This window comes from Pseudomonas sp. RW409, assembly GCF_003184125.1.
Lineage (GTDB): Bacteria > Pseudomonadota > Gammaproteobacteria > Pseudomonadales > Pseudomonadaceae > Aquipseudomonas > Aquipseudomonas chlororaphis_I.
Genome location: NZ_QHHP01000042.1, coordinates 308,656 through 334,216, shown reverse-complemented (window position 1 = coordinate 334,216; position 25,561 = coordinate 308,656). Strand labels below are relative to the sequence as shown.

Annotated in this window: 19 protein-coding genes; 15 read left to right on the top strand and 4 right to left on the bottom strand. The window is 63.5% G+C overall.

Features of this window, described 5'->3' with window-relative positions; translation table 11 throughout:
• Positions 1–1,005, bottom strand: a complete 1,005-nt coding sequence (locus tag DK261_RS28495) for an AraC family transcriptional regulator (protein ID WP_009049034.1) — start codon at positions 1,003–1,005, stop codon at positions 1–3.
• A gap of 217 nt (positions 1,006–1,222) precedes the next feature.
• Between DK261_RS28495 and DK261_RS33275 the strand changes: the two genes are divergently transcribed.
• Positions 1,223–1,369, top strand: coding sequence for a hypothetical protein (locus DK261_RS33275; RefSeq protein ID WP_016703002.1), 147 nt, complete (start codon positions 1,223–1,225; stop codon positions 1,367–1,369).
• Between the two features lie 10 nt (positions 1,370–1,379).
• Here the strand turns inward: DK261_RS33275 and DK261_RS28490 are convergent, their stop codons facing one another.
• Entirely contained in the window at positions 1,380–1,982 is a 603-nt protein-coding gene (locus tag DK261_RS28490) for a TetR/AcrR family transcriptional regulator (protein WP_009049035.1), read from the bottom strand.
• 156 nt (positions 1,983–2,138) lie between these two features.
• Here DK261_RS28490 and DK261_RS28485 point away from each other — a divergent pair, with 156 nt between their 5' ends.
• From DK261_RS28485 to DK261_RS28475, 3 genes are read left to right on the top strand one after another with little or no spacing between them, the layout of a single operon-like run.
• On the top strand, positions 2,139–3,296 hold the full coding sequence (locus DK261_RS28485) for a MexC family multidrug efflux RND transporter periplasmic adaptor subunit (protein ID WP_009049036.1): 1,158 nt from the start codon (positions 2,139–2,141) through the stop codon (positions 3,294–3,296).
• 27 nt (positions 3,297–3,323) lie between these two features.
• Positions 3,324–6,455: an efflux RND transporter permease subunit gene (locus tag DK261_RS28480; protein WP_009049037.1), complete on the top strand. Its 3,132-nt coding sequence runs from the start codon at positions 3,324–3,326 to the stop codon at positions 6,453–6,455.
• 4 nt (positions 6,456–6,459) lie between these two features.
• Positions 6,460–7,884 (top strand): efflux transporter outer membrane subunit, encoded by a 1,425-nt coding sequence (locus DK261_RS28475; RefSeq protein ID WP_009049038.1) that lies wholly within the window; start codon positions 6,460–6,462, stop codon positions 7,882–7,884.
• 150 nt (positions 7,885–8,034) lie between these two features.
• Here DK261_RS28475 and DK261_RS28470 read toward each other — a convergent pair whose 3' ends face one another.
• A complete protein-coding gene (locus tag DK261_RS28470; protein WP_009049039.1) occupies positions 8,035–8,607 on the bottom strand; it encodes a TetR/AcrR family transcriptional regulator in 573 nt (190 codons plus the stop codon).
• Between the two features lie 339 nt (positions 8,608–8,946).
• Between DK261_RS28470 and DK261_RS33270 the strand changes: the two genes are divergently transcribed.
• From DK261_RS33270 to DK261_RS28460, 3 genes are all read left to right on the top strand, one after another.
• Entirely contained in the window at positions 8,947–9,120 is a 174-nt protein-coding gene (locus tag DK261_RS33270) for a hypothetical protein (RefSeq protein ID WP_016703004.1), read from the top strand.
• 102 nt (positions 9,121–9,222) lie between these two features.
• Complete coding sequence (locus DK261_RS28465; RefSeq protein ID WP_110177149.1) at positions 9,223–11,334, top strand: 3-hydroxyacyl-CoA dehydrogenase NAD-binding domain-containing protein; 2,112 nt, start codon at positions 9,223–9,225, stop codon at positions 11,332–11,334.
• Positions 11,335–11,492: 158 nt separating this feature from the next.
• A complete protein-coding gene (locus DK261_RS28460; RefSeq protein WP_009049041.1) occupies positions 11,493–12,275 on the top strand; it encodes an SDR family NAD(P)-dependent oxidoreductase in 783 nt (260 codons plus the stop codon).
• A 26-nt stretch (positions 12,276–12,301) separates the two neighbouring features.
• Here DK261_RS28460 and DK261_RS28455 read toward each other — a convergent pair whose 3' ends face one another.
• Positions 12,302–12,883, bottom strand: coding sequence for a TetR/AcrR family transcriptional regulator (locus DK261_RS28455; RefSeq protein WP_009049042.1), 582 nt, complete (start codon positions 12,881–12,883; stop codon positions 12,302–12,304).
• Between the two features lie 419 nt (positions 12,884–13,302).
• Between DK261_RS28455 and DK261_RS28450 the strand changes: the two genes are divergently transcribed.
• The 8 genes from DK261_RS28450 (at position 13,303) to DK261_RS28415 (ending at position 25,553) form a co-directional block, all read left to right on the top strand.
• A complete protein-coding gene (locus tag DK261_RS28450; RefSeq protein ID WP_016703007.1) occupies positions 13,303–14,727 on the top strand; it encodes a DUF1329 domain-containing protein in 1,425 nt (474 codons plus the stop codon).
• 22 nt (positions 14,728–14,749) lie between these two features.
• Positions 14,750–16,396 (top strand): DUF1302 domain-containing protein, encoded by a 1,647-nt coding sequence (locus tag DK261_RS28445; protein ID WP_330981753.1) that lies wholly within the window; start codon positions 14,750–14,752, stop codon positions 16,394–16,396.
• Positions 16,397–16,404: 8 nt separating this feature from the next.
• Entirely contained in the window at positions 16,405–18,819 is a 2,415-nt protein-coding gene (locus tag DK261_RS28440; RefSeq protein WP_009049045.1) for an RND family transporter, read from the top strand.
• A gap of 10 nt (positions 18,820–18,829) precedes the next feature.
• Positions 18,830–19,822, top strand: coding sequence for a YCF48-related protein (locus DK261_RS28435; protein ID WP_009049046.1), 993 nt, complete (start codon positions 18,830–18,832; stop codon positions 19,820–19,822).
• Between the two features lie 432 nt (positions 19,823–20,254).
• A complete protein-coding gene (locus DK261_RS28430; RefSeq protein WP_009049047.1) occupies positions 20,255–21,538 on the top strand; it encodes an acyl-CoA dehydrogenase family protein in 1,284 nt (427 codons plus the stop codon).
• 55 nt (positions 21,539–21,593) lie between these two features.
• Complete coding sequence (locus DK261_RS28425) at positions 21,594–22,727, top strand: trans-acting enoyl reductase family protein (RefSeq protein ID WP_009049048.1); 1,134 nt, start codon at positions 21,594–21,596, stop codon at positions 22,725–22,727.
• Positions 22,728–22,737: 10 nt separating this feature from the next.
• A complete protein-coding gene (locus DK261_RS28420) occupies positions 22,738–24,297 on the top strand; it encodes an AMP-binding protein (protein ID WP_009049049.1) in 1,560 nt (519 codons plus the stop codon).
• A 17-nt stretch (positions 24,298–24,314) separates the two neighbouring features.
• A complete protein-coding gene (locus DK261_RS28415) occupies positions 24,315–25,553 on the top strand; it encodes a thiolase family protein (RefSeq protein WP_009049050.1) in 1,239 nt (412 codons plus the stop codon).
• Positions 25,554–25,561: the final 8 nt, after the last annotated feature.

Sequence of the window (25,561 nt, the reverse complement as noted above, 5' to 3'; positions counted from 1 at the left end):
CTATTGCCGATGAGGGGGTTGCAAACGCTGCTTCCACTTTTGCGGGCTCATGCCGTTCCAGCGGTGGAAGGCCCGGGAGAAGGCGCTCAGGTCCGCGTAACCGAGCAGGCTGGCCAGCTGCGTCAGGCTGATCGACGAGTCGCAGATATAGCGCGTGGCCATTGCCTGGCGCGTCTTGTCCAGCAGCTCCTGAAAGCCAGTGCCTTGGGCCTGAAGATAGCGCTGCAGGGTACGCGGGCTGATCATCATGTACTCGGCGACCTGGCGTATCGTCACCTGGCCGCCGGCAAGCCGGCTGCGCAACAGTTTCTGCACGTAGGACGGCAGCTCCTGCAGCGTCACCCGGGCCAGCTCGTCGATATGCTGCTGGACCAGTTGCTGGCATCTGGCATCCGTCGGGCCCAGCGGGGTCGCCAGCAGCGACTCATCGAATACCCAGGCATTGACCGGGCTGTCGAAGCGCGGAAGCACACCCAGCAGGGCCCGGTAGGCTCCGCGGTCCGCGGCGGCAGCATGGCGCAACATCAAGGCCCGCGGTTTCCAGGCGTGCCCCAGCAAGTCATGCAGCAAGTGCGCGGCCACGCCCATGGCCAGCTCCACGGTCTGCCGCACCGAGGTCAGATCGCCGTCGGTGATGTCGTACAACAGCAGGGCACTGCCGGCCTGTCGTTCGAGACGCACTTCCGCACCATCGCTATGGACATGGAAATAACGGGTCAGCAGCGTCAGCGCTTCCCCCAGGTTGCCGGTGCTGCGCATTGCGTACAGCAGCGGCCCTAGCCCTTGCGGCCCTTGGCGCAGGCCGAACTGCAGACCGAACAGGGGATTGTTCGCACGCTGTGCGCACAGCTCGATCAAGGCATTGAACTGCACGCCGGAAAGCTGCCCGGGTAACGGGTCTGCGGGCAGCTTGACCTCAGCCAGGGCCTGGGACGGATCGAGCCCCAGGCTGCTGACAAACTCAGTGAACCCAAGCAGGGCGGTGCCTCGGACAGTAGACGTCATCTCAAGCCCTCGAGTGAGCCATGGGGCGTGGCCAGGCGCGCGGCTGCCGGCCTGACACCCGCCTGTTGCCAGAGCGCCCGAGCCGAGTCGCGTCTGGCAGGATTTGCACAATAACTGGCGCGATCTGCAAAGCTTTTACCCCTGCCGGCGACCAGACTCGAATCACCAATAACAAAAGACCTGCGTTCAGCCCGAGGCTGGATGATGGAGGTATTCGATGCGCCGGTTCCTGTCCGCTTTCCTGGTTGTCGCCCTGATCTCGGGCGCCGTCTATTTTCAGTTTCAGCCTTCGAACAAGACGATTCACCATCAACCCAAGCACCCTCCGGTTGCCAGCATCAGCGAAGCGCTCGGCCATTTCTGAGGGCGCGCACTCACACCCAAAGAGCCGTTTCCGGCGTGGGCGAACGCTCGTTCGACACGCCGGGACACAGGGCTCCATGCAAAAACATCTGCTCCAGTGTGCGGGCTGAATTGGCATTGGCCGCGCGCCCGCGTTGTTCGGCATCGACCATGCCGTAGATCAGGGTGATGAACAGTTCGCTGAAGATCGCCGCGGTAATGTCGATACGAAACACGCCTTTTTGCTGGCCGCGCAGGAAAAACGCGTCCAGCGCTTCGATGTAAGGCCGCCAGCGCGCGTCGCCGCGTTCGAAGTCGAGGAAGTCGGGGCGGTATTGCACCATCAGGAACGCCAGCAGCTCACGATGGGCCAGGTGTTCTCTGATCAAGCGGCGCAGTGCCTCCAGCGGCTCGGCGTGCTGCAACCCGGCGCTCTTGATGATCCGCTCGAGCGTGCCCTCGGCGTACGCCTCCAACTGGTGTTCCAGGTTTTCCCGTGTGCCGCAGTAGCGATGCAGTGTCGCCTTGCTTACCCCTGCCAATTGCGCCAGCTCCTTCATGGTGGCGCGCGGTCGATTGACCACCGCCAAGGTCAGCGTCTTGAGCAGATGTTCATCATGGGAAGTCGGGGTCATCACCAAGCCTCGGATGGATTTTCCGGATGGGCACCTGTGCAGGTCACTATCCAGGTTTCTGAAATATGACAAATATTACCCATATGAGACATTGTTGACTCATTGGGATTTAGAAAGTAGCATTCGAGTCGTTTTCAATCAAGCCTCGGGTGATTTATGGGCAATTTGCGTGCAATAGGGATGGCAGGCTCGTTGGCAGCAGCCATTGCGCTGGCCGGATGCGGTCCGGCGAATGAACAAGAGAGCGTGGCCGAAGTGGCGCGTCCGGTAGACGTGGTAGCGGCGGTGACCGAACCCCTGGCCCTGATCTCGGAGCTGCCGGGCAGGGTCGAGCCCATGCGTGTGGCGGAAGTGCGTGCACGGGTGGCGGGGATCGTCATGAAAAAACGTTTCGAGGAGGGGGCTGATGTAAAGGCCGGCGACCTGCTGTTCCAGATCGATCCGGCGCCGCTCAAGGCGGCGGTATCGCGGGCCGAAGGCGAGCTGGCGCGTGCCCAGTCCGCAGTGCAGGAGGCGCAGGCGCGAGTCAAGCGCTACGAACCGCTGGTGAAGATCGAGGCGGTCAGCCAGCAGGACTTCGACAGTGCCACCGCCGACCTGCGCAGTGCCCAGGCCGCGACCCGTTCGGCCCAGGCCGATCTGGAAAGCGCCCGGCTGAACCTGGGTTATGCCTCGGTCACCGCGCCGATTTCCGGCCGTGTCGGCCGCGCCCTGGTAACCGAAGGCGCTCTGGTCGGCCAGGGTGATGCCACGCTGATGGCGCGGGTTCAGCAGCTCGACCCGGTGTATGTCGATTTCACTCAGTCGGCGGCGGATGCGCTGCGCCTGCGGGAATTGCTCAAGGACGGAAAACTCTCCGGCGACGACAACAAGGTGCTGTCGATCCGCGTTGAAGGCACGCCTTTCGAGCGCCAGGGCTCACTGCTGTTCACCGATGTGGCCGTGGATCGCGGCACCGGGCAGATTGTCCTGCGCGGCAAATTCGACAACGCCGACGGCACTCTGCTGCCGGGCATGTACGTGCGGGTGAGCACACCCCAGGGAACGGATAACCAGGCGATCCTCGTGCCGCAGCGCGCGGTGCAACGCACCAGCGATGGCAGCGCCCAGGTGTTCGTGGTCGGCGCGGACGAGCGGGTCGAGGCGCGCGCGGTGCGCACCGGCACCATGCAGGGTTCTCGCTGGCAGATCAGTGAAGGGTTGAAGGCGGGGGACCAGGTCATTGTCGGTGGTCTGGCCGGCCTGCAACCGGGTGCCAAGGTCACGCCTAGCCAGTCGCAGGCCCAGGCTCAGTTGCCTGAGTCGAAACAGTAAGGCCGAGTTCGCCGCGAGGATTTTCCGATGTCTCAATTCTTCATCAAGCGCCCGAACTTCGCCTGGGTCGTGGCGCTGTTCATTTCACTGGCGGGCCTGCTGGTCATTTCCAAGCTGCCGGTGGCGCAGTACCCCAGCGTCGCGCCGCCGCAGATCACCATCACTGCCACCTATCCCGGCGCCTCGGCGAAGGTGTTGGTGGACTCGGTCACCACCGTGCTCGAGGAGTCGCTCAACGGTGCCAAGGGCCTGCTCTACTTCGAGTCGACCAACAACTCCAACGGCGTGGCCGAGATCGTGGTCACGTTCCAGCCCGGGACCGACCCGGACCTGGCCCAGGTGGACGTGCAAAACCGCCTGAAGAAGGCCGAGGCGCGCATGCCGCAAGCCGTGCTGACCCAGGGCTTGCAGGTCGAGCAGTCCAGTGCCGGCTTCCTGCTGATCTACGCCCTCAGCTACAAGGAAGATGTGGAGCGTAGCGATACCACGGCGCTGGGTGACTACGCCGCGCGCAACATCAACAACGAGCTGCGGCGCCTGCCGGGCGTCGGCAAGTTGCAGTTCTTCTCCTCCGAAGCGGCGATGCGCGTCTGGATCGACCCACAGAAACTGGTGGGCTACGGGCTGTCCATCGACGACGTGAGCAATGCCATTCGTGGCCAGAACGTCCAGGTGCCGGCCGGTGCCTTCGGTGCCGCTCCGGGCAGCTCCCAGCAGGAGCTGACCGCGACGCTGGCGGTCAAGGGGACCCTGGACAATCCGGATGAGTTCGGCCAGATCGTGCTGCGCGCCAACGAAGACGGCTCCCTGCTGAAGCTGGCCGATGTCGCGCGCCTGGAAGTCGGCAAGGAGAGCTACAACCTTTCCTCGCGCCTGAACGGCAAGCCGACCGTGGGCGGCGCGATCCAGCTGTCGCCTGGCGCCAACGCCATTGAGACCGCCACCCTGGTGAAGGCGCGCCTCGCCGAGCTGTCGGCATTCTTCCCCGACGACATGGAGTATTCCGTACCCTACGACACCTCGCGCTTCGTCGACGTGGCCATCGAGAAGGTGATCCACACCCTGATCGAGGCGATGGTCCTGGTGTTCCTGGTGATGTTCCTGTTCCTGCAGAACGTGCGCTATACGCTGATTCCATCGATCGTGGTGCCGGTGTGCCTGCTGGGTACGCTGCTGGTGATGTACCTGCTGGGCTTCTCGGTGAACATGATGACCATGTTCGGCATGGTCCTGGCCATCGGTATCCTGGTGGACGACGCCATCGTGGTGGTGGAGAACGTCGAACGGATCATGGCGGAAGAGGGGCTCTCTCCGGCCGAGGCCACGATCAAGGCGATGCAGCAGGTCTCCGGGGCCATCATCGGCATTACCCTGGTGCTGTCGGCGGTGTTCCTGCCGCTGGCGTTCATGGCCGGTTCGGTGGGTGTCATCTACCAGCAGTTTTCGGTATCGCTGTCGGTATCGATCCTGTTCTCCGGTTTCCTTGCCCTGACCTTCACCCCGGCGCTGTGCGCCACGCTGCTCAAGCCGATTCCCGAGGGGCACCACGAGAAGCGCGGCTTCTTCGGCGCCTTCAACCGGGGTTTCGCCCGCGCCACCGAACGCTACTCGTTCCTGAACACGAAGCTGGTGGCGCGCACCTCGCGCTTCATGCTGGTGTACGTCGGCATCATCGCCGTACTCGGCTATTTCTACCTGCGCCTGCCGGAAGCCTTCGTGCCTTCGGAAGACCTGGGCTACATGGTGGTCGACGTGCAACTGCCGCCCGGCGCAGCCCGCTCCCGTACCGACACCACCGGTGAAGAACTCGAGCGTTTCCTCAAGTCCCGCGAGGCGGTGGCCTCGGTGTTCCTGGTCTCGGGCTTCAGCTTCTCCGGCCAGGGTGACAACGCTGCGCTGGCCTTCCCGACCTTCAAGGACTGGTCGCAACGCAGTGCGCAACAGTCGGCCGAGGCGGAAATCGCGGCGGTCAACGAACATTTCGCAATGCCTGGCGATGGCTCCATCATGGCCGTGTCGCCACCGCCCATCGATGGCCTGGGCAACTCCGGCGGTTTCGCGCTGCGCTTGATGGATCGCGGCGGCCTTGGCCGCGAGGCGTTGCTGCAAGCCCGGGATACGCTGCTCAGCCAGGTCTATGGCAACCCCAAGTTCCTCTACGCGATGATGGAAGGCCTGGCCGAGGCGCCACAGCTGCGCCTGGTGATCGACCGCGAGAAGGCACGCACCCTGGGTGTGAACTTCGAGACCATCAGCGGCACGCTGTCCTCGGCTTTCGGCTCGGACGTGATCAATGACTTCACCAACGCCGGGCGTCAGCAGCGCGTGGTGATCCAGGCCGAGCAGGGCGCACGGATGACTCCGGAGAGCGTGCTCAAGCTGTATGTGCCCAACGCCAAGGGCGACCTGGTACCGCTCAGCGCCTTCGTGACCATGAAGTGGGAGGAGGGGCCGGTCCAACTGGTGCGCTACAACGGCTATCCGTCGATCCGCATCGTTGGCGACGCCGGGCCCGGTTTCAGTACCGGCCAGGCCATGGAAGAAATCGAGCGCCTGGCCTCGCAGTTGCCGGCCGGTATCGGCTACGAATGGACCGGCCTGTCCTATCAGGAGAAGGTTTCCAGCGGCCAGGCGACGCAACTGTTCGCCCTCGCCATCCTGGTGGTGTTCCTGTTGCTGGTGGCTCTTTACGAGAGCTGGGCGATCCCCCTGACGGTGATGCTGATCGTACCGATCGGCGCGATCGGCTCGGTGCTCGCGGTCATGGTGGTCGGCCTGCCCAACGATGTGTACTTCAAGGTCGGCCTGATCACCATCATCGGCCTGGCGGCGAAGAACGCGATCCTCATCGTCGAGTTCGCCAAGGAACTGTGGGAGCAGGGCTACAGCCTGCGCGACGCGGCGATCGAGGCGGCCCGCCTGCGTTTCCGGCCGATCATCATGACCTCCATGGCCTTCATTCTCGGCGTGGTGCCCCTGGCGCTGGCCACCGGTGCCGGCGCGGCCAGTCAGCGCGCGATCGGTACCGGGGTGATCGGCGGCATGCTCAGCGCGACCTTGCTGGGTGTGCTCTTCGTACCGATCTGCTTTGTCTGGGTGCTGTCAATGCTGCGCAGCAAACCGGCCCCCATCGAACAACCGGCCCTGGCCCAGGAGTGACTCCATGCGTATCTCAGCCTTTTCTACGCTTCTGATCGCCATGGCGCTGGGCGGGTGCTCGCTGGCGCCCACCTATGAACGTCCTGTCGCGCCGGTGGCCGACAGTTGGAGCGGCCAGGCCCATCAGCGGGGCAGTGCAGTCAACGAGATGGTCTGGCAAACCTTTATCGTCGACCCCGACCTGCGCCGCCTGGTCACGACCGCGCTGGACAACAACCGCTCGCTGCGCCAGACGCTGCTGGACATCGAGCAGGCCCGGGCGCAGTACCGGATCCAGCGTGCCGACCGGGTGCCGGGGCTGAACGCGGGTGCTTCGGGCAATCGCCAGAGAGTACCGGCCGACCTGTCCAACAACGGCAGGTCGGGCGTAGTCAGCAGCTATCAGGTGGGCTTGTCGCTGCCTGAATACGAGCTGGACCTGTTCGGTCGGGTGAAGAGCCTCAGCGATGCCGCGTTGCAGGAATACCTTGCCACCGAAGAAGCCGCGCGTGCTGCGCAGATCGCCCTGATCGCCGAGGTCAGCCAGGCTTACCTGATTCATGATGGCGCCCTGCGCCGCCTGGACCTGACGCAACAGACCCTGGCCAGCCGCGAGTATTCTTTCGCCCTGATCAGCCAGCGTCGCTCGGCCGGTACCGCGACCGCGCTGGACTACCAGGAGGCCTTGGGCCTGGTGGAGCAGTCCCGCGCCGAAGAGGAAAGCAATCAACGGCAGAAGCAGCAGGCGTTCAACGCGCTGGTTCTGCTGCTCGGCACCGCGGACGCCGCGAAGTCGATACCTCAAGGTGTGCGCAAGGAACCGATGCTGGTCCAGGACATCGCGCCGGGCACCCCCTCGGCGCTGATCGAGCGGCGCCCGGACATCCTCGCCGCCGAGCATCGCCTGCAGGCGCGTAACGCCGATATCGGCGCGGCGCGCGCGGCGTTCTTCCCGCGCATCAGCCTGACCGGCAGCTTCGGCACCTCCAGCGCACAGATGTCCGGTCTGTTCGATGGCGGTTCGCGCTCCTGGAGCTTCGTGCCGAACCTGTCCCTGCCGTTGTTCGACGCCGGTCGCAACAGTGCCGGCCTGAGCCTCGCCGAAGCCCGCAAGGACTCCGCCGTGGCGGCGTACGAAGGCACTATCCAGACGGCGTTTCGCGAAGTGGCGGACGCCCTGGCGGCCACCGATACCCTGCGTCGGGAAGAGGCGGCCCGGCGCGCCCTGGCCGACACCAGCAGCGAGTCGCTGAAGCTGGCCAAGGCCCGGTATGAAGGGGGCGTGGACAGTCACCTGCGTTATCTGGACGCCCAGCGCAGCAGCTTCGTCAACGAGACGCTGTTCATCGAAGCCAGCACTCAGCGGCAGATTGCCCTGGTCGACCTGTTCCGCTCCCTGGGCGGGGGCTGGCCGTCTGCACGACACCAGGCCGAGCAGGCCAGCAGATAAGGGTCGGCAATAACTTCCTGGGTTGGCGCATCCAACCGAGCTTTAGCCCCGTGGACCTTCAGGTCGCGGGGCTTTTTTTGGCCTGCGCCATGGCTGGAGAATGCGGCAGTAGAGCGGGGCAGCGATGTCGATTGATAAGCCTGGAGCAGGCTACTTGGGGCTCACCGCCGCGGCTGCGCCATGCAGGAACATCTGTTCCAGCACGTTGGCTGAATTGGCGCTGGCCGCGCGACCGCGGCGTTCGGCATCGATCATGCCGAAGACCATGGTCAGGAACAGTTCGCTGAAGACCGCAGCGGTGATGTCGATGCGAAAGGCGCCCGCTTGCTGGCCACGCAGGAAGAACGCATCCAGGGCATCGATGTAGGGTTGCAGGCCTGTAGCTTCACCATTTATGCCGAAGGTGTCGGGGCGATACTGGAACAGCAGGAATACCAGCATTTCGCGGTGCGCCGGGGCCAGGTGTTCGTTAATCAGGCCACGCAGTGCTTCCTGAGGTTCATCCTGCTGCAGATTGGTGGCAGCGATGATCCGGTTGAGCACCGTATCGCCGTGGCTTTCCAGGATCTGCACCAGATTGTCGCGAGTGCCGCAGAAGCGGTGCAGGGTGGCCTTGCTCACCCCGGCGGATTCAGCCAGTTCCTTGAGCGTCGCCCGAGGGTGGTCGACAATGGCCAGCGCCAGCGCCTTGATGAGTCGTTCGTCTTGAGGGGTCAGGGACATCAGTCGGTCTCGGATCAAATTTCAATGGCTGGTATTGTGCAGGAAAAGCTCATTGCTTCAACGAAAAGCGATGAAGATACTTCATCTGAGACATTATTTCCTCAGGCAATCCATGAGGAAATCTCTCTTCTCGTTCCCGTACCCGTCACCGCGCACTGACCTCCAGGGCGCGGTTTCGCCGCGGCTGGACAATCGCCATGGTCAGGTTTTTTGAGCGTCATGATCTGCATATTCTGTGGCGTGATCTGCAAAGCTTTTGCCTGTACCAGCCCCCAGAATCGAAACCCTCAATAACAAAAGACACTGCATTTGGCCCCGGCCGAATGACGGAGGTTTTCGATGCGCCCATTCCTTTTTTCCTGCCTGGCCGTGACGCTGGTTTCACTCGCCGTCTACTCCATTCACTCGTTTTACTCGCTGGCTTCCTTTGGCTCTGTGGCTTCGGGGGCCGCCGCCAGCTCCCCGCAGAATTATCCCGTTGCCAGCATCGGCGAAGTCTTCAGGAACTTTTGACGACCAGGGCCCCATGAGCCCACGAGCGCATGCGCGGCGACAGCCCCGATGAAATGCACAACACCCGTTCGCAGTCCTGGTAATGCCAATTAAGGATCTCCCATGTGCGACCTGATCCACTTCCGTCTCGAAGGCAGCCTGGCCTTGATCGGCCTGTCCCGTCCGCCGGTCAATGCACTCAGCCAACCGCTGCGCGCCGCCATCATTGAGGCGTGCGAGCGCGCGGCGGCTGACATCAGGGTGCAGGCCATCATTCTTTATGGCGAGCATGGCCTGTTCAGTGCCGGTGCCGACATCGGCGAATTCGGCACCGAGGCCTGTTTTGCCGAGCCGGACCTGCCCAGCACCCTGGTCCGCCTGACCGAAATCCCCAAGCCCCTGGTTGCCGCCATGGGCAAGCTGGCGCTGGGCGGCGCCCTGGAGCTGGCCCTGGCCTGCGGATACCGGATGGGGGAGCCGGGCACCCGGGTCGGCCTGTCGGAAATCAACCTGGGCCTGCTGCCCGGGGCGGGCGGGACCCAGCGCCTGCCCAGGCTGATCGGTGCCGAGTCGGCGCTGAACCTGATTCTTTCGGGTGAACAGATAGACGCCGAACGCGCCCGCATGCTGGGTATCCTCGACCGCATCGCCAGCAGCGCCGAGCAGTTGCTCGATGAGGCATGCGCTTATGCCAACGAGTTGATCGAGTGCGGTGCACCGGCGCGCCCGGCGGAGGCCTGGCCGAAGCCGGCCGAGGACCTGCCGGACGATTTTCTCGCGCGCTACCGCGCCGAGCACGAACCTCGCTGGAAAAGCCGCCTGGCCCCGCGCCTGGTGCTCTCGGCGCTGGAGGCCGCCTGCCTGTTGCCACTGGAAGAGGGGCTCGCCCGCGAGTTGGCGCTGTTCAAGCAGGCCGAAGCGTCCCGCCAGTCGAAGGCGCTACGCCATGTGTTCTTCGCTGAGCGCGAGGCCGGGCGCGTTCCAGGTATCGGGTCGGACATTACCCCGCGCAAGCTGGACAAGGTCGCGGTCATCGGCGCCGGCCCCCTGGGTGCCGGCATTGCCATGAGCTTTGCCGACGTCGGTATCCCCGTGGCCTTGCTTGAACCCGAAGGTGGCGCGCTGGATCGCGGCCTGATGCAGATCCGCAAGCTCTACCAGGCCAGCGTCAAGCACGGAAAAATGAGCGCCGCACAGCTGCAGCAACGCATGGACCTGCTGTTCGGCACCCTTGACTACGAAGATCTGGCCGACGCCGACCTGGTTATTGAAGCGCTGTACGAGAAGCCGGGCGTCAAGCGGCAGGTGTTCCTCAGCCTGGAACAGGTCTGCAAGCCAGGCGCGATTCTCGCAACCAGCACGTCGTCGCTGGATATCGATGCCATCGCGGCGAGCCTCGGTCGTCCGCAGGATGTGATCGGCCTGCATTTTTTCAGCCCGGCCAATGTCATGCGCCTGGTGGAAGTCGTGCGCGGCAAGGCCACCGCGCCAGAGGTGCTGGCCAGCGCCATGCAGATCGCCAAGCGGATCGGCAAGCTGCCGGTGATCTCCGGCGCCGGCCAGGGTGCTATCGGCGAGCGCATGCTCGAGCCCTATGCACGCGAAGCCCATCGCCTGGTACTGGAAGGCGCAACGCCGGCGCAGGTCGATAGCGTACTCACAGGCCTGGACTTGAACATGGGAGTGTTCAGCATGCTGGACCTGGCCGGCATCGACGTGAGCTTCCTGACGCGCGACGCCAATCGCGCCGCCACGGCCCATGATCAGAGCTACTGCTGCATCGCGCAGGAACTGTGCGCCCTGGGACGCTACGGGCAGAAGACCGGGCGGGGTTTCTACCTCTACGAGGGCCAGAACCGCCAGGAAGACTACGAGGTAACCGCGCTGGCAGAACAGCTTGCCGGTGAGCTTGACGTTCCCCGGCGCGCGATCGAAGACCTGGAAATACATGATCGCTGCCTGTTCATACTGATCAACGAGGGCATCCAGCTACTGGACGAGGGTATCGCCCTGCGGGCCAGCGACATCGATCTGGTGTGGATCAACGGCTACGGTTTTCCCGCCCATCTTGGCGGCCCGCTGCATTACGCCGAGCAACTGGGGCTGGACCAGGTGCTTTGCGGCATCCTCCACTATCGCCAGGCTCTCGGTGAGTACGGCCAGATGTGGTTCCGCCCGGCGGCGCTGCTGGAGCGCCTGGTCGCCGCTGGCAAGACCCGCATCGAACGAATCTGAAGATTCCCCCTTTCTCCGGGGGAGGGCGAGGCCTGGGGGCGACCACGCATCAACCTCAGCCTGGCCCGATCCCGAAGAAAGAGGGTCCAACCTGCCTGCACAACACCCTGTGCATTGTCCGCGCAAGACGTGCCGCCATTCTTTATCGAGGTGTACCGATGAGTCACGATTTCGCCCAGAACTTTTCCCTCGCCGACCGGACCGTGCTGATCACCGGCGCGTCGAGCGGCATCGGTGCGCACCTGGCGCGGATTGCCGCTCGCGCCGGTGCCCGCGTGGTACTGGCGGCGCGGCGCCTCGATCGACTCGAGCAAGTGGCCAGGGATGTCGAGTGGGAGTGCGCCCAGGTGCTGTCGGTCGCTCTCGACGTCACCGATCGGGCCAGCGTCGAGGCGGCTTTCGACGCTGCCGAGGCGCGTTTCGGAGTGGTTGATGTGGTGCTCAACAACGCCGGCATCGGTAACGGCCAGCGCCCGCTGGAGATCAGCGAAGAGGAGTGGCGCGCCATGCTGGCGACCAACCTGGACGGCGTCTGGCGGGTGGCCCAGGTCGCCGCGCAACGGCTGGCCAAGGCCGGGCGTGGCGGCAGCATCGTCAACATCGCGTCGATACTCGGGCTGCGCGTCGGCACTGGCTACAGCCATTACTGCGCCGCCAAGGCCGGCGTGGTGCAACTGACCAAGTCACTGGCGCTGGAGCTCGCGCGCTACCGGATCCGGGTCAACGCCATTGCCCCGGGCTACTTCAAGACCGAGATGAATGCCGCGTTCTTCGAGAGTGACAAGGCCAAGAGCTACATCCGTGACCTGATTCCCATGCGCCGCCTGGGCCAGCTTCATGAGCTGGAGGGACCGTTCCTGCTGCTCGCCAGCGATGCCGGTGGGTTCATGACCGGGAGCGTACTGGCCGTGGATGGAGGCCATCTGGTCAGCAGCATTTGATAGGCCTGTTGATGTTCGAACAGGACTCAGTGACTGGCCACCAACAGTGCCAGCGCCTTGCAGGCTGTCTCGGTTTCGCTCTCCAGGCGCGCCAGGTCGTCATGGGCGGACCAGGCAATGATCAGGCCATCGACCAGGTGAATGAGCAGGCGGCTTACGGCCTGTAGAAAGGGCTTTTCGAGCTGCGCCCCCATGGCGCGCTCCAGGGCCTGCTCCGTCGCGTCTATGGCAACCGAGTAGATCTTGTTCGCCAGCTCGGGATTGTTGCGCATGGCCCAGAAAAACAGCTCGGTTTGCGCCCTGGCCACGTCGGGGTGGCTGGTAAGCCAGGCAATCAATTGGCGAAGCACCTCGGCAGCCTTTTCCGCGGCCGTGGTACCCGTGGGTACGTGTTCCAGGGCTTGATGGGGCAGATCGAAAAGCGACTCATAGACCGCATAGAAGAGGTCGTCCTTGGTGTGGAACACGTAGTGCAGCGACGCCAGCGGGCAGCCGGCGGCAGCGGCGATGCGCCGCGTGGTTGCATTGGCGACCCCGTGTTCGGCAATGACCTTGACCGTCGCCTCGACGAAATCCTGCCTGCGTAATTCAGCACCCATTCTGGCCATGGATCAGCAATCTCCCCTAGTGCGCTCGCGCCGTACCTGCGGCTTTGGCGGTGTCAGTGCTGGCGGATGCTACAGCAAGCGCTCCGAGCGCGTCAGGGCCTGCGGAGCATCACAGTGATGTGTATGCCTGTTTGAACCAATTTAGGTAACAAGTGTTTCGTGAATTCCCATTCTGGTGCGATCCGACGAAACAAACCGCGGCAGGGCAGGACAGCATTTCGTCCGCCGAATCCATTGCCCGAACTTAAACACTTGATACAAAAAGAGAAATCCAAAGCCATGGAATCTTGGCATCAGGTTTGCCTCTTGATCAATGGACTTGGTCATTTGATCAAGTCAGTTGACTAGATTAGCCCAGGCAACGTGTTGCGGCTTTCCCGGAGCGCACGCTGCCGCTCGAGGCCCATGAGGATCTTCCAATGAAAGACGTGATTGAGTACCCGGGCGCCGGGATTTCCATCGGTGGTGGAACCAGACAACTGATCCTGGCATTGGCCGTATCGGCTGTCATGTGCAGCGCTCAGGCAGCGGACAAGGATCCGGCGTCACTGGGCAGCAAGCTGACGCCCTTGGGTGGGGAGGTCGCGGCCAGCGCCGATGGGGTGATTCCGGCCTGGACGGCGCCGGGCCCGCAGGCGGTTGGCTGGAGCCATGGCCAGCCGCGGGGCCAACACTGGAAGTTCAAGGGCGACAAGCCACTCTTCAGCATCGATTCGAGCAATGTCGCGAAATACGCGAGCAAGCTCTCTCCTGGCCAGGTGGAACTGTTCAAGAAGATCCCGGGTTATCGCATGGACGTGTACCCGACCCGTCGCAGCTGCGGCGTACCGGATTTCGTCGCGGACAACACCAAGAAGAATGTCGGCTTCGCCAAGCTGGACGCCGATGGCCTGGCACTGCAGGAAGCCTACGTACCCGGCATTCCGTTCCCGTTCCCGAGCAACGGCGCCGAGGTGATGTGGAACATGAAGATGCGTTACCGGGGCGTTGGCTTTGAAATGTCCAAGACCGTTTCCGGCATCTCGCCGCGCAAAGGCAGTGAGGACTGGCTGCGTACCTCGACCGACTGGTTCATGTATACGCCGTGGGGAGAAAAGGGCAGCGCGTTGTTCTCTTCGGTCGATCGCCTGGAAGTCGCCACCTACTTCTCCTACTACGATCCCGCCGCCCTTGCCGGGCAGGCCGGCGTGGTGACGACCAAGGCCGGCGAGCAGGCCAGCACCTTCTATTACTTCCCCGGTCAGCGCCGTGTGCGTCGCATGCCGGCCTATTCCTATGACGCGCCGCAAATCGGCCTGGACAACCAGTACACCATCGATGAGTCGAACGTGTTCTTCGGGCCGATGGATCGCTTCGACTGGAAGCTGGTCGGCAAGCAGGAGTTGCTGGTGCCTTACAACGCCTTCGGCCCCTACGACAACTCGGCAAAAATCGAGGATGTGGCCAAGCGTGATTACATCGCCCCCGAATCCCGCCGCTATGAATTGCATCGCGTCTGGGTGGTCGAGGCCACCGTGCGTCCGGGCATGCGCCACCAGGCACCGAAGCGCCTGTTCTATATCGATGAGGACAGCTGGAACGCCCTGATGGCAGTCGATTACGACAAGCAGGGGCAAATCTGGAAAGTCCGTGAAGGCTACACCATTCCTGTCTACGAGACCGGTACCTGCGACATGGAAGCCCAGGCGCAATACAACCTGGTCGACGGTCGCTACCTGTACGACATGACCTCCATAGGCGTGGGCAAGAACGACCACCGCTGGCTCACCGAAAGTACCGGCAACCCGCGACTCAAGCGTGACTTCTATACCTCCGACAATCTGCGCGCCACCAGCGAACGCTAACCGCGGCCTATCGAGAACTGACATGAAAAGAATAATTACCAAAGCCTCAGGTCTTGTCATTGCGTGTGCAACCCCTCTGGCGATGGGGTTCACGTTTGAAACCGAAAACATCCGGGGCTCGTTCGACTCCACCATCGCCATGGGCATGGGCCTGCGTACCGAGTCCCCAGGCTGCAACCTGATCACCAGTGGCGCCAGCGGACACCATCCGCCCAGCGGTTGCCTGTCGCCCAGCGCGGGCATCGGCGACCAGGGCAACATGAACTACGACAAGGGCGACCTGTTCACCAACTACCTCAAGGGCACCCATGAGCTGCTGCTGAAGTTCCCCGAGGACTACACCTTCATGGCGCGCGGCAGCTGGATCCGTGACTTCGCCGCGACCGACACCAGCGGTGCGTTGTCGGCCACCAGCCCGGAGAGCGTGGGCAGCGACGGCCTCACCAGCAGCGCCCGCGACGATCTCAGGTTCAAGGCCCGCCTGCTGGACCTGTGGGTGAGCAAGAGTTTCGATGTCGGCGAGCAGCACGTCCGGGCCAGGCTCGGCAACCAGGTGATCAACTGGGGCGAGAGCCTGTTTGCCGCCGGCGGCATCAACAACACCAACTCCTACGATGTCATGGCCCTGTCGCGGCCGGGCACCCAGCTCAAGGAAGCCTTGTTGCCAGCGCCGATGCTGAGCCTCGCTTCGGGTCTGGGGGCTGGCGTCAACATCGAGGCTTACTGGCAGTTCGGCTGGAACAAGAGCGAGATGCCGCCCGTGGGCAGCTACTGGTCCACCACCCATGCGCTGGGCGAGGGCAGGGGGGCTTATGGGTACGAGGAAAAGGACGCCCGCGACAGCGGCCAGTGGGGTATCTCGCTGCGCTGGCAGCCCCAGGACAGCGACCTGAACCTCGGCCTCTATGTGATGCGTTATCACGACAAGCTGCCGTCCCTGACCATGCAGGTGCTGGACCCGGACACCTTCGCCCTGGCGCAGAAGTGGGAGTACCCGGAAGACCGCATGCTCTATGGCATCAGCGCCAACATGCCGATCGGCGACTGGGCCGTGGGCACCGAGCTGTCGTACCGCCCCAAGGATGCGGTACCGCTCAACCCGGTGATTGATGCCTGCACCAGCAACGGTGGCAAATGCTGGAAGGATGAGAAGAAGTTCCAGTGGCACCTGACCGGCATCTACAGCCTGACCCCGTCCAACTCGCCGAGACTGCTCGACTTCACCGGAGCCAGCACCGGCACGCTGCTGACCGAACTGGTCGTCGTCAAATACCCGGGCTTGCATGACAACTACAACGGCGAACCGATCTCCGCCGGCTTGAACACCTGGCAGCTGGATCCGGCCACGGCGCCGACGGCCAAGGGCAACAAGACCTCTTCGGGGATAAGCCTCGACTTCAGCCTGACCTACGACAACACGCTGATCCCGGGCTGGCAGGTCACGCCGGGGGTGTTCTATTCGCAGTCGCTCAAGGGCCGCACGCCCAACCTGTCGGCGACCTTCACCGAGGATGCCAGCAGCATGAACCTGTACCTCAACTTCGTGCGCAACCCGGCGAGTTGGCAGGTTTCCTTCAACTACGCGAAGTTCTCGGGGGGCAAGACTCCCTACGACCAACTGTTGCGTGACCGCGACTACGTCGGTCTTGTGGTTTCCCGAACCCTGTGAGGCGTGCAGTGAACAGTTCCGTAAAGATGTCGGAGAAAAAGGTGCGTGGCGTGCTGCCACGCATCGAGCAGTGGTTGTTTACCCATCGTCTGCTGACGCTGGTGAGCCTGGGTGTCTTCACCCTGGCCATGGCCTGGTTCGCCGTGCAGTTGCGCATGGAGGCCGGCTTCGAAAAACAGCTGCCGATCGGTCACGAATACATCGAAACCTTCGAGGCCTATCGCAACGACCTGCTGGGGGCCAACCGCCTGACGGTGGTGGTCAAGGCACGCCAGGGCACGATCTGGAGCAAGGAGGGACTCAAGCGCCTGTACGACGTCACCCAGGCGCTGATCTTCCTGCCCAATGTCTCGCGCAGCAGCGTGCGCTCGTTGTGGACACCCAATGCCTTCGTCAACGAGATCACCGAAGAAGGTTTCCGTGCCGATCCGCTGGTGCCGGGCACGGTTACCCCGGAAAACCTCGATGAGGTGAGCATTGCGATGATCGCCGACTCAGCGGCCCAGGGCGGCTTCATCGGTACCCTGGTCGCCCGTGACCAGAGCAGCGCGATGATCACCGTCGACCTCAATGAGTTCGATGCCAACGGCGAGCATCTTGACTATGTGGCCTACAACCGGGTGCTGGAGCAGCAGATCCGCGAGAAATTCGAGGACGGCGACTTCGACATCCAGATCATCGGCTTCGCCAAGCAAATCGGCGATATCGCCGACGGGGCTTCGGCGGTACTGGAGTTCTGTCTGCTGGCTCTGCTGCTGACGGCGCTCGCGGTCTACTGGTACTGCCACTCGCTGCGCTTCACCCTGTTGGCCCTGGGCTGTTCGCTGGTGTCGCTGGTCTGGCAATTCGGCAGCCTGCGCCTGCTCGGTTACGGTCTTGACCCGCTGGCGGTGCTGGTGCCGTTCCTGGTATTCGCCATCGGCGTGTCCCATGGCGTGCAGCAGATCAACTTCATCGTCCGCGAAATCGCCTGCGGCAAGTCCATCGAGAGCGCGGCGCGTGCCAGCTTCCGCGGTTTGCTGATCCCTGGCACGCTGGCCCTGGTGACGGCGTTCGTGTCCTTCGTGACCCTGCTGCTCATCCCGATCCCGATGGTCCGCGAGCTGGCGATCACTGCGTCGCTTGGGGTGGCCTACAAGATCATCACCAACCTGGTGATGCTGCCGGTGGTGGCCTCGATGTTGCGGGTCGACGGCGGTTATGCCGCCGCCGAGGAGCTTTCCCGCCAGCGCCGGGCCCGCTGGTTGCGAGGCTTTGCCCGACTGGCCGAATGGCACAACGTGCGCTGGGTGTTGGGCATGGCCTTGCTGATCTTTCTCACGGCGGCCTGGCAGAGCCATGACCGGGTCGTCGGCTCCCTGCAGGCCGGGGCCCCGGAGTTACGCGAGGAAGCCCGCTTCAATCGCGACGCGGTGGCCATCGCCAGCAACTACGACATCGGCCTGGACTGGCTCAGCGTGGTCTTCGAGGTCGTTCCCGACACGTCCGGCGCAAGCCCGGCGGACGCCTGCGAAGACGTTGCCCTGGGCCAATATCAGGATCGTTTTGTCTGGGCCATGCAGGGCGTGCCCGGGGTGCTGTCAGTGACCTCGTTCTCCAACAGCATGCGCCAGTTCAACGAGGGCTATAACGAGGGCAATCCGAAAATGAACGCGGTGCCCATCGACCCGGCGAACTACTCATCGATGGCGGCCGAGGTGGCCCGTGTCCCCGGGATGATGCGCCCCGATTGCAGCATGACCGCCGTGCACCTGTTCCTGGCGGACCACAAGGCCACGACCATCCACCGGGTGATCGCCGCCGCCAAAGCGTTCCGTGCCGAGTTCAAGCAGCCTGGCGTGAGCGTGCGCCTGGCGTCCGGCAACGCCGGGGTGATTGCCGCGATCAACGAGGAAGTGGAGCGCAGCGAGCTGCCGATGATGCTGTACGTCTATGGCGCCATCGCTCTGCTGGTGTTTGTCGTCTACCGCGACTGGCGTGCGGTCCTGGTGTGCTGCCTGCCCCTGACCCTGGGCACCTTCATCGGCTACTGGTTCATGAAGGAGCTGCAGATCGGCCTGACCATCGCGACCTTGCCGGTGATGGTATTGGCCGTCGGCATCGGCGTGGATTACGCCTTCTACATCTACAACCGCCTGCAACTGCACCAGGCCCTCGGCCAGCCGATCACCAAGGCGGTCGAGCATGCGTTGCTGGAGGTCGGGGTAGCGACCATCTTCACTGCGATCACCCTGGCAGTGGGGGTGGCGACCTGGGCGTTTTCCGACCTCAAGTTCCAGGCCGACATGGGCAAGCTGCTGGCCTTCATGTTCCTGGTCAACATGGTCATGGCCATGACCGTGCTGCCAGCGTTCGCCGTCTGGCTCGAGCGGGTATTTCCGCGCCGGCGCCCCGTGCGCATGATCGGCGCCCTGGCGCACTGAGGAGAGCACTATGCGAAACCTGATTTGCCTCATGGCGACCCTGTTCGCCAGCGCGCTACCGCTGGCCACAGTGCAAGCCGCACCGGTACAGCCAGTACCGGCGACCCGGACAGCCAACGCCACGGCGGCCACCATGCTGGGTGCCAGCTGGGCCCAGGAACGCCTGGTCGCCGTTGGCGACCATGGCACGGTGTTGCTGTCCGACGACAAGGGCCACAGCTTTCATCAGGCGGCGGCCGTGCCGCTGTCCACGCCCCTGACCGGTGTCTCGTTCATCGACGCCAGGCAGGGATGGGCGGTCGGCCACTGGGGCGCGATCCTCGCCAGCACCGACGGCGGTGACAGCTGGCAGCTGCAGCGGCTGTCCAGCGCCGAGGATCGGCCGTTGTTTGCCGTGCATTTCTTCAATCCCAGGCAGGGCGTCGCCGTGGGCCTGTGGTCGCAGGTGCTGACCACCGACGACGGCGGCCTCAACTGGAGTGAGCAGAAGCTGCAGGCACCGCCTGGAGCGAGTCGCGCCGATCTGAACCTGATGGGGCTTTTCGCCGACCACCAGGGGCGCCTGTACGCCACCGCCGAGCGCGGCCAGGTGCTGCGCTCCGATGACCAGGGCAAGCACTGGCGCTACCTGGATAGCGGTTATGCCGGCACCCTCTGGACGGGAGCGGTGCTGGCCGATGGGTCGCTGCTGGTCGGCGGCCAGCGGGGCACGCTGTTGCATGGCTCCGCGGACGGACTGAGCTGGAAACGCGTACCCCTGAAGAGCAAGAGCTCGGTAACCGGCATCGCGGTAGCGGGGCAGCAGGTCGTCGTGGTCGGCCTTGATGGGCTGATGGTGAGCAGCAGCGACGGCGGGCTGAACTTCCAGGAACAGCAGAGTGCCGAGGGTGTTTCGCTGACGGCTGCGCTGTTGAACGGCAACGGCTCGCCCATCCTGTTTTCGCGACGGGGTGTGGTGTCCATGCAAGGCCAGGAGGAGGGGACGATACACCCGAGTGAGTGAGTCCGCGGTACCTGTTCCAAGTGGACCGGCGCGGCGCTTCAGGCGTCGAGCCAGGTCCTGATCTTCATCCTTTAAGGGGCCCGTGCAGTACTCCACTCCAGGCGTGGCCCCTTCTTTTTAAGCCTTGCCAGGTAGGGCTTTTCTGCCTGTGTCGACGAGGGCCCAGGCTCTTTTTCCGGTCTGCTTTCGCGGACATTTCGCGCTTGTAGATTGCCCGTTCATGCACCCGCGATTAATTTACGTAACACATGTTGCGTTAAATAAATCACCTTGTTAGAGTCGATCTCAAATAACAAGACGCAGGAGGTTGCACATGAAAGCTCGCATCACTGGATCGCGCTCGGGAGCACTTCCCGGCGGATCGCTCGGCTTCGATCGTCCCGGCGCGCGTCGCGCGGCGGCTCGCAACACGTTCTCGCTGGAGGTGCTCTGATGATCTCGCTCAAGCCCACCCTGACCTTGCCCGCTGCCGGGCTGTCCGGTTTCGAAACCCCGCTGAGCGAGGAAGAAGCTGCGATCCAGGCTTCCGTGCATCGTTTTGCCAAGGACGTCTTGCGGCCGCTGGGTCGCGAGCTCGATCGCATGAGTTCCGAGGAAGTCGTCGCCCCAGGCTCGCCTTACTATTCGTTGTTCGGCGAGTTCGCCAAGCTGGGACTCGACCCGGCACTGCTGGCGGAGCTGCCGCCGGAGATGGCGGTGCGGATCGAGTCGCTGATCGGCGAAGAACTCGGCTGGGGCGATGCCGGCCTGGCGGTTTCTCTCGGCTGCGCCGGCTTTCCGCTGCAGATGGCCGTCGCCGCCGGTAATACCGAACTGATAGAGCTTTGCCAGGGGCGGATCGGCTGCTGGATGGCCACCCAGCCCGATCGCGGCAGTGACAACCAACTCTTCGATATAGCGCGCGACTGGCCCGCGGGGCAGCAGGCCAATATCGGCAACCTGACCGCCAAGGTGGTCGGCGACGAGATCATCATCAACGGCCAGAGTTCGGCCTGGGTCTCCAACGGTGCGGTGGCGCAGGTGGCTTTCGGCTTGATGTGCGCCGATTACGGGGATGGTTTCTACGACCGTGACGGCTTGCCCCATGGCATTGCCGTCATCATCCCGCTGGATCTCAAAGGCGTGTCCAAGGGTAAGCCGTTGGACAAGATCGGTCAGCGCTCTCTGCCCCAGGGCGAGATCTATTTCGACAGCGTACGGGTGCCCCGGCGCTACGCCATCGCCGAGCGCGATGCTTATTACGGTGCCGTCAGCTCCTCCTGGTCCTATGCCGGTACGCACATGAGCCAGGTGTTCACCGGCGTCGCCCGGGCGGCCTTCGAATATGCGCTGCAGTACTGCCACGAGCGCCGGCAGGGCGGGCGGATGTTGATCGACCACCAGATGACCCGCCTGCGCCTCGGCGAAATGCTGCGCCGGGTCGAAATCGCCCGCGCAGTCGCCCGGCGTTCGCTGAGCTTCGCGCGCCTGTCACCGCAGACCCATCCTTACGCCACTGCCTCCGCCAAAGTCACGGTGACCGAAGAAGCGATGGCCGTGGTCGAGGAAGCCTTCCGCCTGTTCGGCGGTAACGGCACCACCCGTGAATACCCGATCGAGAAATTGTTGCGCGATACACAGTCCGCGCTGATCGAGGACGGCGAGAACCGTGTCCTGACCATGCGCCTGGGGCTGCTGGCCCAACAGCTCTACGCCGAAGGCTGGGCGAACAACTGATCCTGAAGGATCCCCCGGCAACACTCATCCAATAACAACAATGAGGAACACTCCAATGGCTAAATATCCTGTCGTTGTCTATGGCGCCAGTGGTTACACCGGCATGTTGATGATGGACTGGTTGATCGACCAGAACATTCCGTTTACCGCGGTCGCACGTAACGCCAGCCGTGCCCAGGAAATGATGGCGCAACGTGTCGTCGGACTGGAGTCGGCCACTTACGAAATCCTCGAGTGCCCGCACGAAGTCCAGGCTCTGAGCGCCGTGTTCAAGGGCGCGCGCGTGGTCTGCAACACGGTCGGTCCATTCGTCAATTTTGGGTTGACGGCCGTCGAGGCGGCGTTGAATGCCGGCTGCCACTACCTGGATCCGGCCGGCGAGCAGCAGCATATCCTTGCCCTGCGCGATCAGTTCGGCGAAAAATTCCGTCAGGCCGGGCTGCTGCTTTCTCCCTCTCTTGCCTATATGTACACCTTCGCTGAAATTGCCGCCGAACTGGCGCTGGAAACCCCGGGGGTCGACTCCCTGGAAACCGCGACCCTGACCCGCGGGCCTCGTGGCCGTGGCGCTGGTGTCACCGTGGGATCGACCGCCACGATTTTCGAGGGCTGCCGCCATGACTCCTTTTACCTGTGGGAGAAAGAGCTGGTCATGTACGCCCCCAATGCCAGCTTCAATGTCGTTTCGCCCGACCTCATGGAGTCGGTGTTCTGCCTGCCCTGGGGCGGCACTTCGCTGCCCGTGTACTTCGAGCGCGACGCACGCGTTCGCAGCTGCATGTCCTGTGTCGGTTTCTACGACAACCCGGTGATGAAAGTCGTCCATGGACTGAACGAGAAGTGGGACGCTGAATACAAACACTTGCCCAAGGAACAACAGGACGCCGTCATCCAGAGCCTGGTGAGTTCGACAACGCCGAGCATGCCCCCTCGTGAACGCGGCACCTTGCAGCGCACCGTGGACTTCGCCATCGGCCGCGGTCAGTTGACGGCGGTGCGTGCCACCGTGCACGGCATCACCCCCTACATCGCCACCGGCGCCCTGCATGCCGCGGCAGTGACCAAGCTGCTGGACAACGACACCGCCAAGGTCGGTTTTGCCTCGGCCTCGAAGGCTTTCGGCCATCGCTACCTGCTGGGTTTCCTCGAGCAGCGTGGCCTGGCCCGCGCAACCATCACCCAACTCTGAAGTGACAGACATGGCGATTATTGATTTCTTCGACCGTGGCTGGCGGATCAATCCGCAGGGCGCGGCTTATATCCAGGACGATCGGGTGTTTACGTTCACCGAAGTCCGCGATCGGTCATGCCGTATCGCCAACGCCCTGTTGGCCGAGGGTTTGCCCAAGGGCACCAAGGGGGCGATCTGGTCAACCAACGATGTGGTGGGCTGGACCTGCACGCTGGGACTCTGGCGCGCCAACCTGTGCTGGATTCCCGTCGGCGCGCGCAACAGCGCCGAAGAGAACCGCTACGTGCTCGATGCGTTCGACTGTGAGGTGTTGTTCTTCCAGAAGGAGTTTGCCGCGGTCATCGACTCGCTGCGCGCGAGCCTGCCGAAGATCAGGTTGTGGATCTGCCTCGACGGCGACCTGCCTGGCGCGACTTCTCTTTCGGCCTGGAGCGATGCCCAGCCGAGCAGCGTGCCCCAGGTCGACTATGACATGGACGACGTGGTGGCGATCTCGCCCACGGGGGGAACCACGGGGATGCCGAAGGGGGTGATGAACACCCATCGGAGCGTGCAGACGTTCTGTGCCCACTTCATGATCAACTTCCCTTATGAAGACGAGCATCGTCCCGTCAACCTGGCGGCGGCGCCGATGACCCATACCGCCGGCACGCTGTCCCTGCCGTGTTCCGCGCGGGGCGGCACCGTGGTGGTGATCACCAAGCCGGATCCGGCGCTGATGCTGGCGATGATTCCCAAGTACAAGGTCACCGAGACCTTCCTGCCGCCCACGGTCATCTATCGCCTGCTGGATGTGCCCGATCTGGCGCAGAAGGTCGATTTCAGCTCGCTGAAATACTTCCTCTACGGCGCGGCGCCGATGTCGGTGGAGAAGCTCAAGCAAGCGATCGAGACCTTCGGCCCGGTGATGGCGGGTGGCTACGGCCAGACCGAAGCGCCGGCATCGATTTCCAACCTGCCGCCGAGCGAGCACCTGCATGGCGGCCAGCTGGCGTCGGACGAGCGGCTGTCTTCGGTGGGGCGTCCCAATCCGCTGATCCGGGTCGAGATCATCGACGACGCGGGCAATATCCTGGCCCAGGGCGAAACCGGCGAGATCTGCGTGCGCGGCGACCTGGTGATGAAGGGGTACTACAAGGCCCCGGAAAAGACCGCCGAAACCATCATCGATGGCTGGCTGCACACCGGCGATATCGGCCACCTCGACGCCAATGGCTACCTGCACATCACCGATCGCAAGAAGGACATGATCATCTCGGGTGGCTTCAACGTCTATCCGAGCGAGGTCGAGCAGGTGCTCTGGGCCCACCCGGCGGTGCAGGACTGCGCGGTGATCGGCGTGCCGGACGAAACCTGGGGCGAGAGCGTCAAGGCGGTGGTCGAGTTAAGTTCAGGCCAAAGCGTCAGCGCCGAAGAACTGATCAGCCTGTGCAAGGCCAGGCTCGGTTCGGTCAAGGCTCCCAAGAGCGTGGATTTCATCGATGCGCTGCCACGGAGTCCGGTCGGCAAGGTATTGAAGAAGGATCTGCGTGCCCATTACTGGCAAAGCGTCGATCGTCAGATCTGAAGTCGAGGAGTTATCTGATGGAACCCATTTATATTGCCGGCATCGCCATGACCCAGTTCGGGCGGCATCCGGAGCGCAGCCTGCAGAACCTGGCCCTGGAAGCTCTGCAGGGCGCGCTGGCGGATGCCAACGCACAGCGTTCGGACATCGGCGCCGTTTTCTACGCCGGCATCACCAACGGCCCGTTGCAAGGCCAGTTTTCCATCCCGGGGCAGGTGGTATGCAGCAAGATCGGCATCGAAGGGGTGCCGGTCTATAACGTCGAGAACGCCTGCGCTTCTGGCAGTACCGCGGTGCACCTGGCGGTGCAGAGCCTGCGCGCCGGCGCCACCGATGTGGCGCTGGCGCTGGGCGTCGAAAAGATGAACGTGGCGGACAAGCTCAAGGCCCTGTCACTGTTCGAGACGGGCTGGGACGTTTCCACCGCCGAGGAGAACTACGAGATCCTGGTGAAAATGGGGGAGGGCATCGTCCCCCCGGCCGGGTCGGAGTCCGATCGTCCATACAGCAAGTTCATGGCCATCTATGCGGCCATGTGCCGTTGGCACATGAAGACTTACGGCACCACCCAGCGGCAGATCGCAGCGGTGTGCGCCAAGAACCACCAGCATTCGGTACACAACCCTTATTCCCAGTTCCGCAAGACCTTCAGCATCGAGGAGGTGCTGGCCGCGCCGCCCATCACGTATCCGATCACCTTGCCGATGTGCGCGCCGCTGTCCGACGGCGCGGCCGCCGCCATCCTCTGCACGGAGGCGGGCCTCAAGCGCATCGGTGCCGATCCCAAGCGCTGCGTGCGGATCGCCGCCAGCGTGATCCGCAGCTTCACCCTGCGGGACCTGAGCGAGCCGGAGAAGCATGTCAGCCTCCTTGCCGCCCGCCAGGCCTATGAGATCGCCGGCCTGGGGCCGCAGGACATGCACGTCGCCGAGGTGCATGACGCCTCGGCGATGGGCGAGATCATCCAGTCGGAAAACCTTGGACTGGCGCCCCTGGGGCAGGGTGGTGTGTGCGCCGAGCGCGGTGACTTCACCGTGGGCGGGCGGATCCCGATCAATCCCTCTGGCGGGCTGGAATCCAAGGGCCACCCACTGGGCGCCACGGGCATCGGCCAGTTGTATGAGCTGACTACCCAGTTGCGGGGCGAGGCGGGTGCGCGTCAGGTCGAGGGCGCGCGTCATGCAATCCAGGAAAACGGTGGCGGGCTTCTGGGTGTCGAGGAAGCTGCCGTCGCCATTCACATCTTGAGTCGATAGGAGAACAG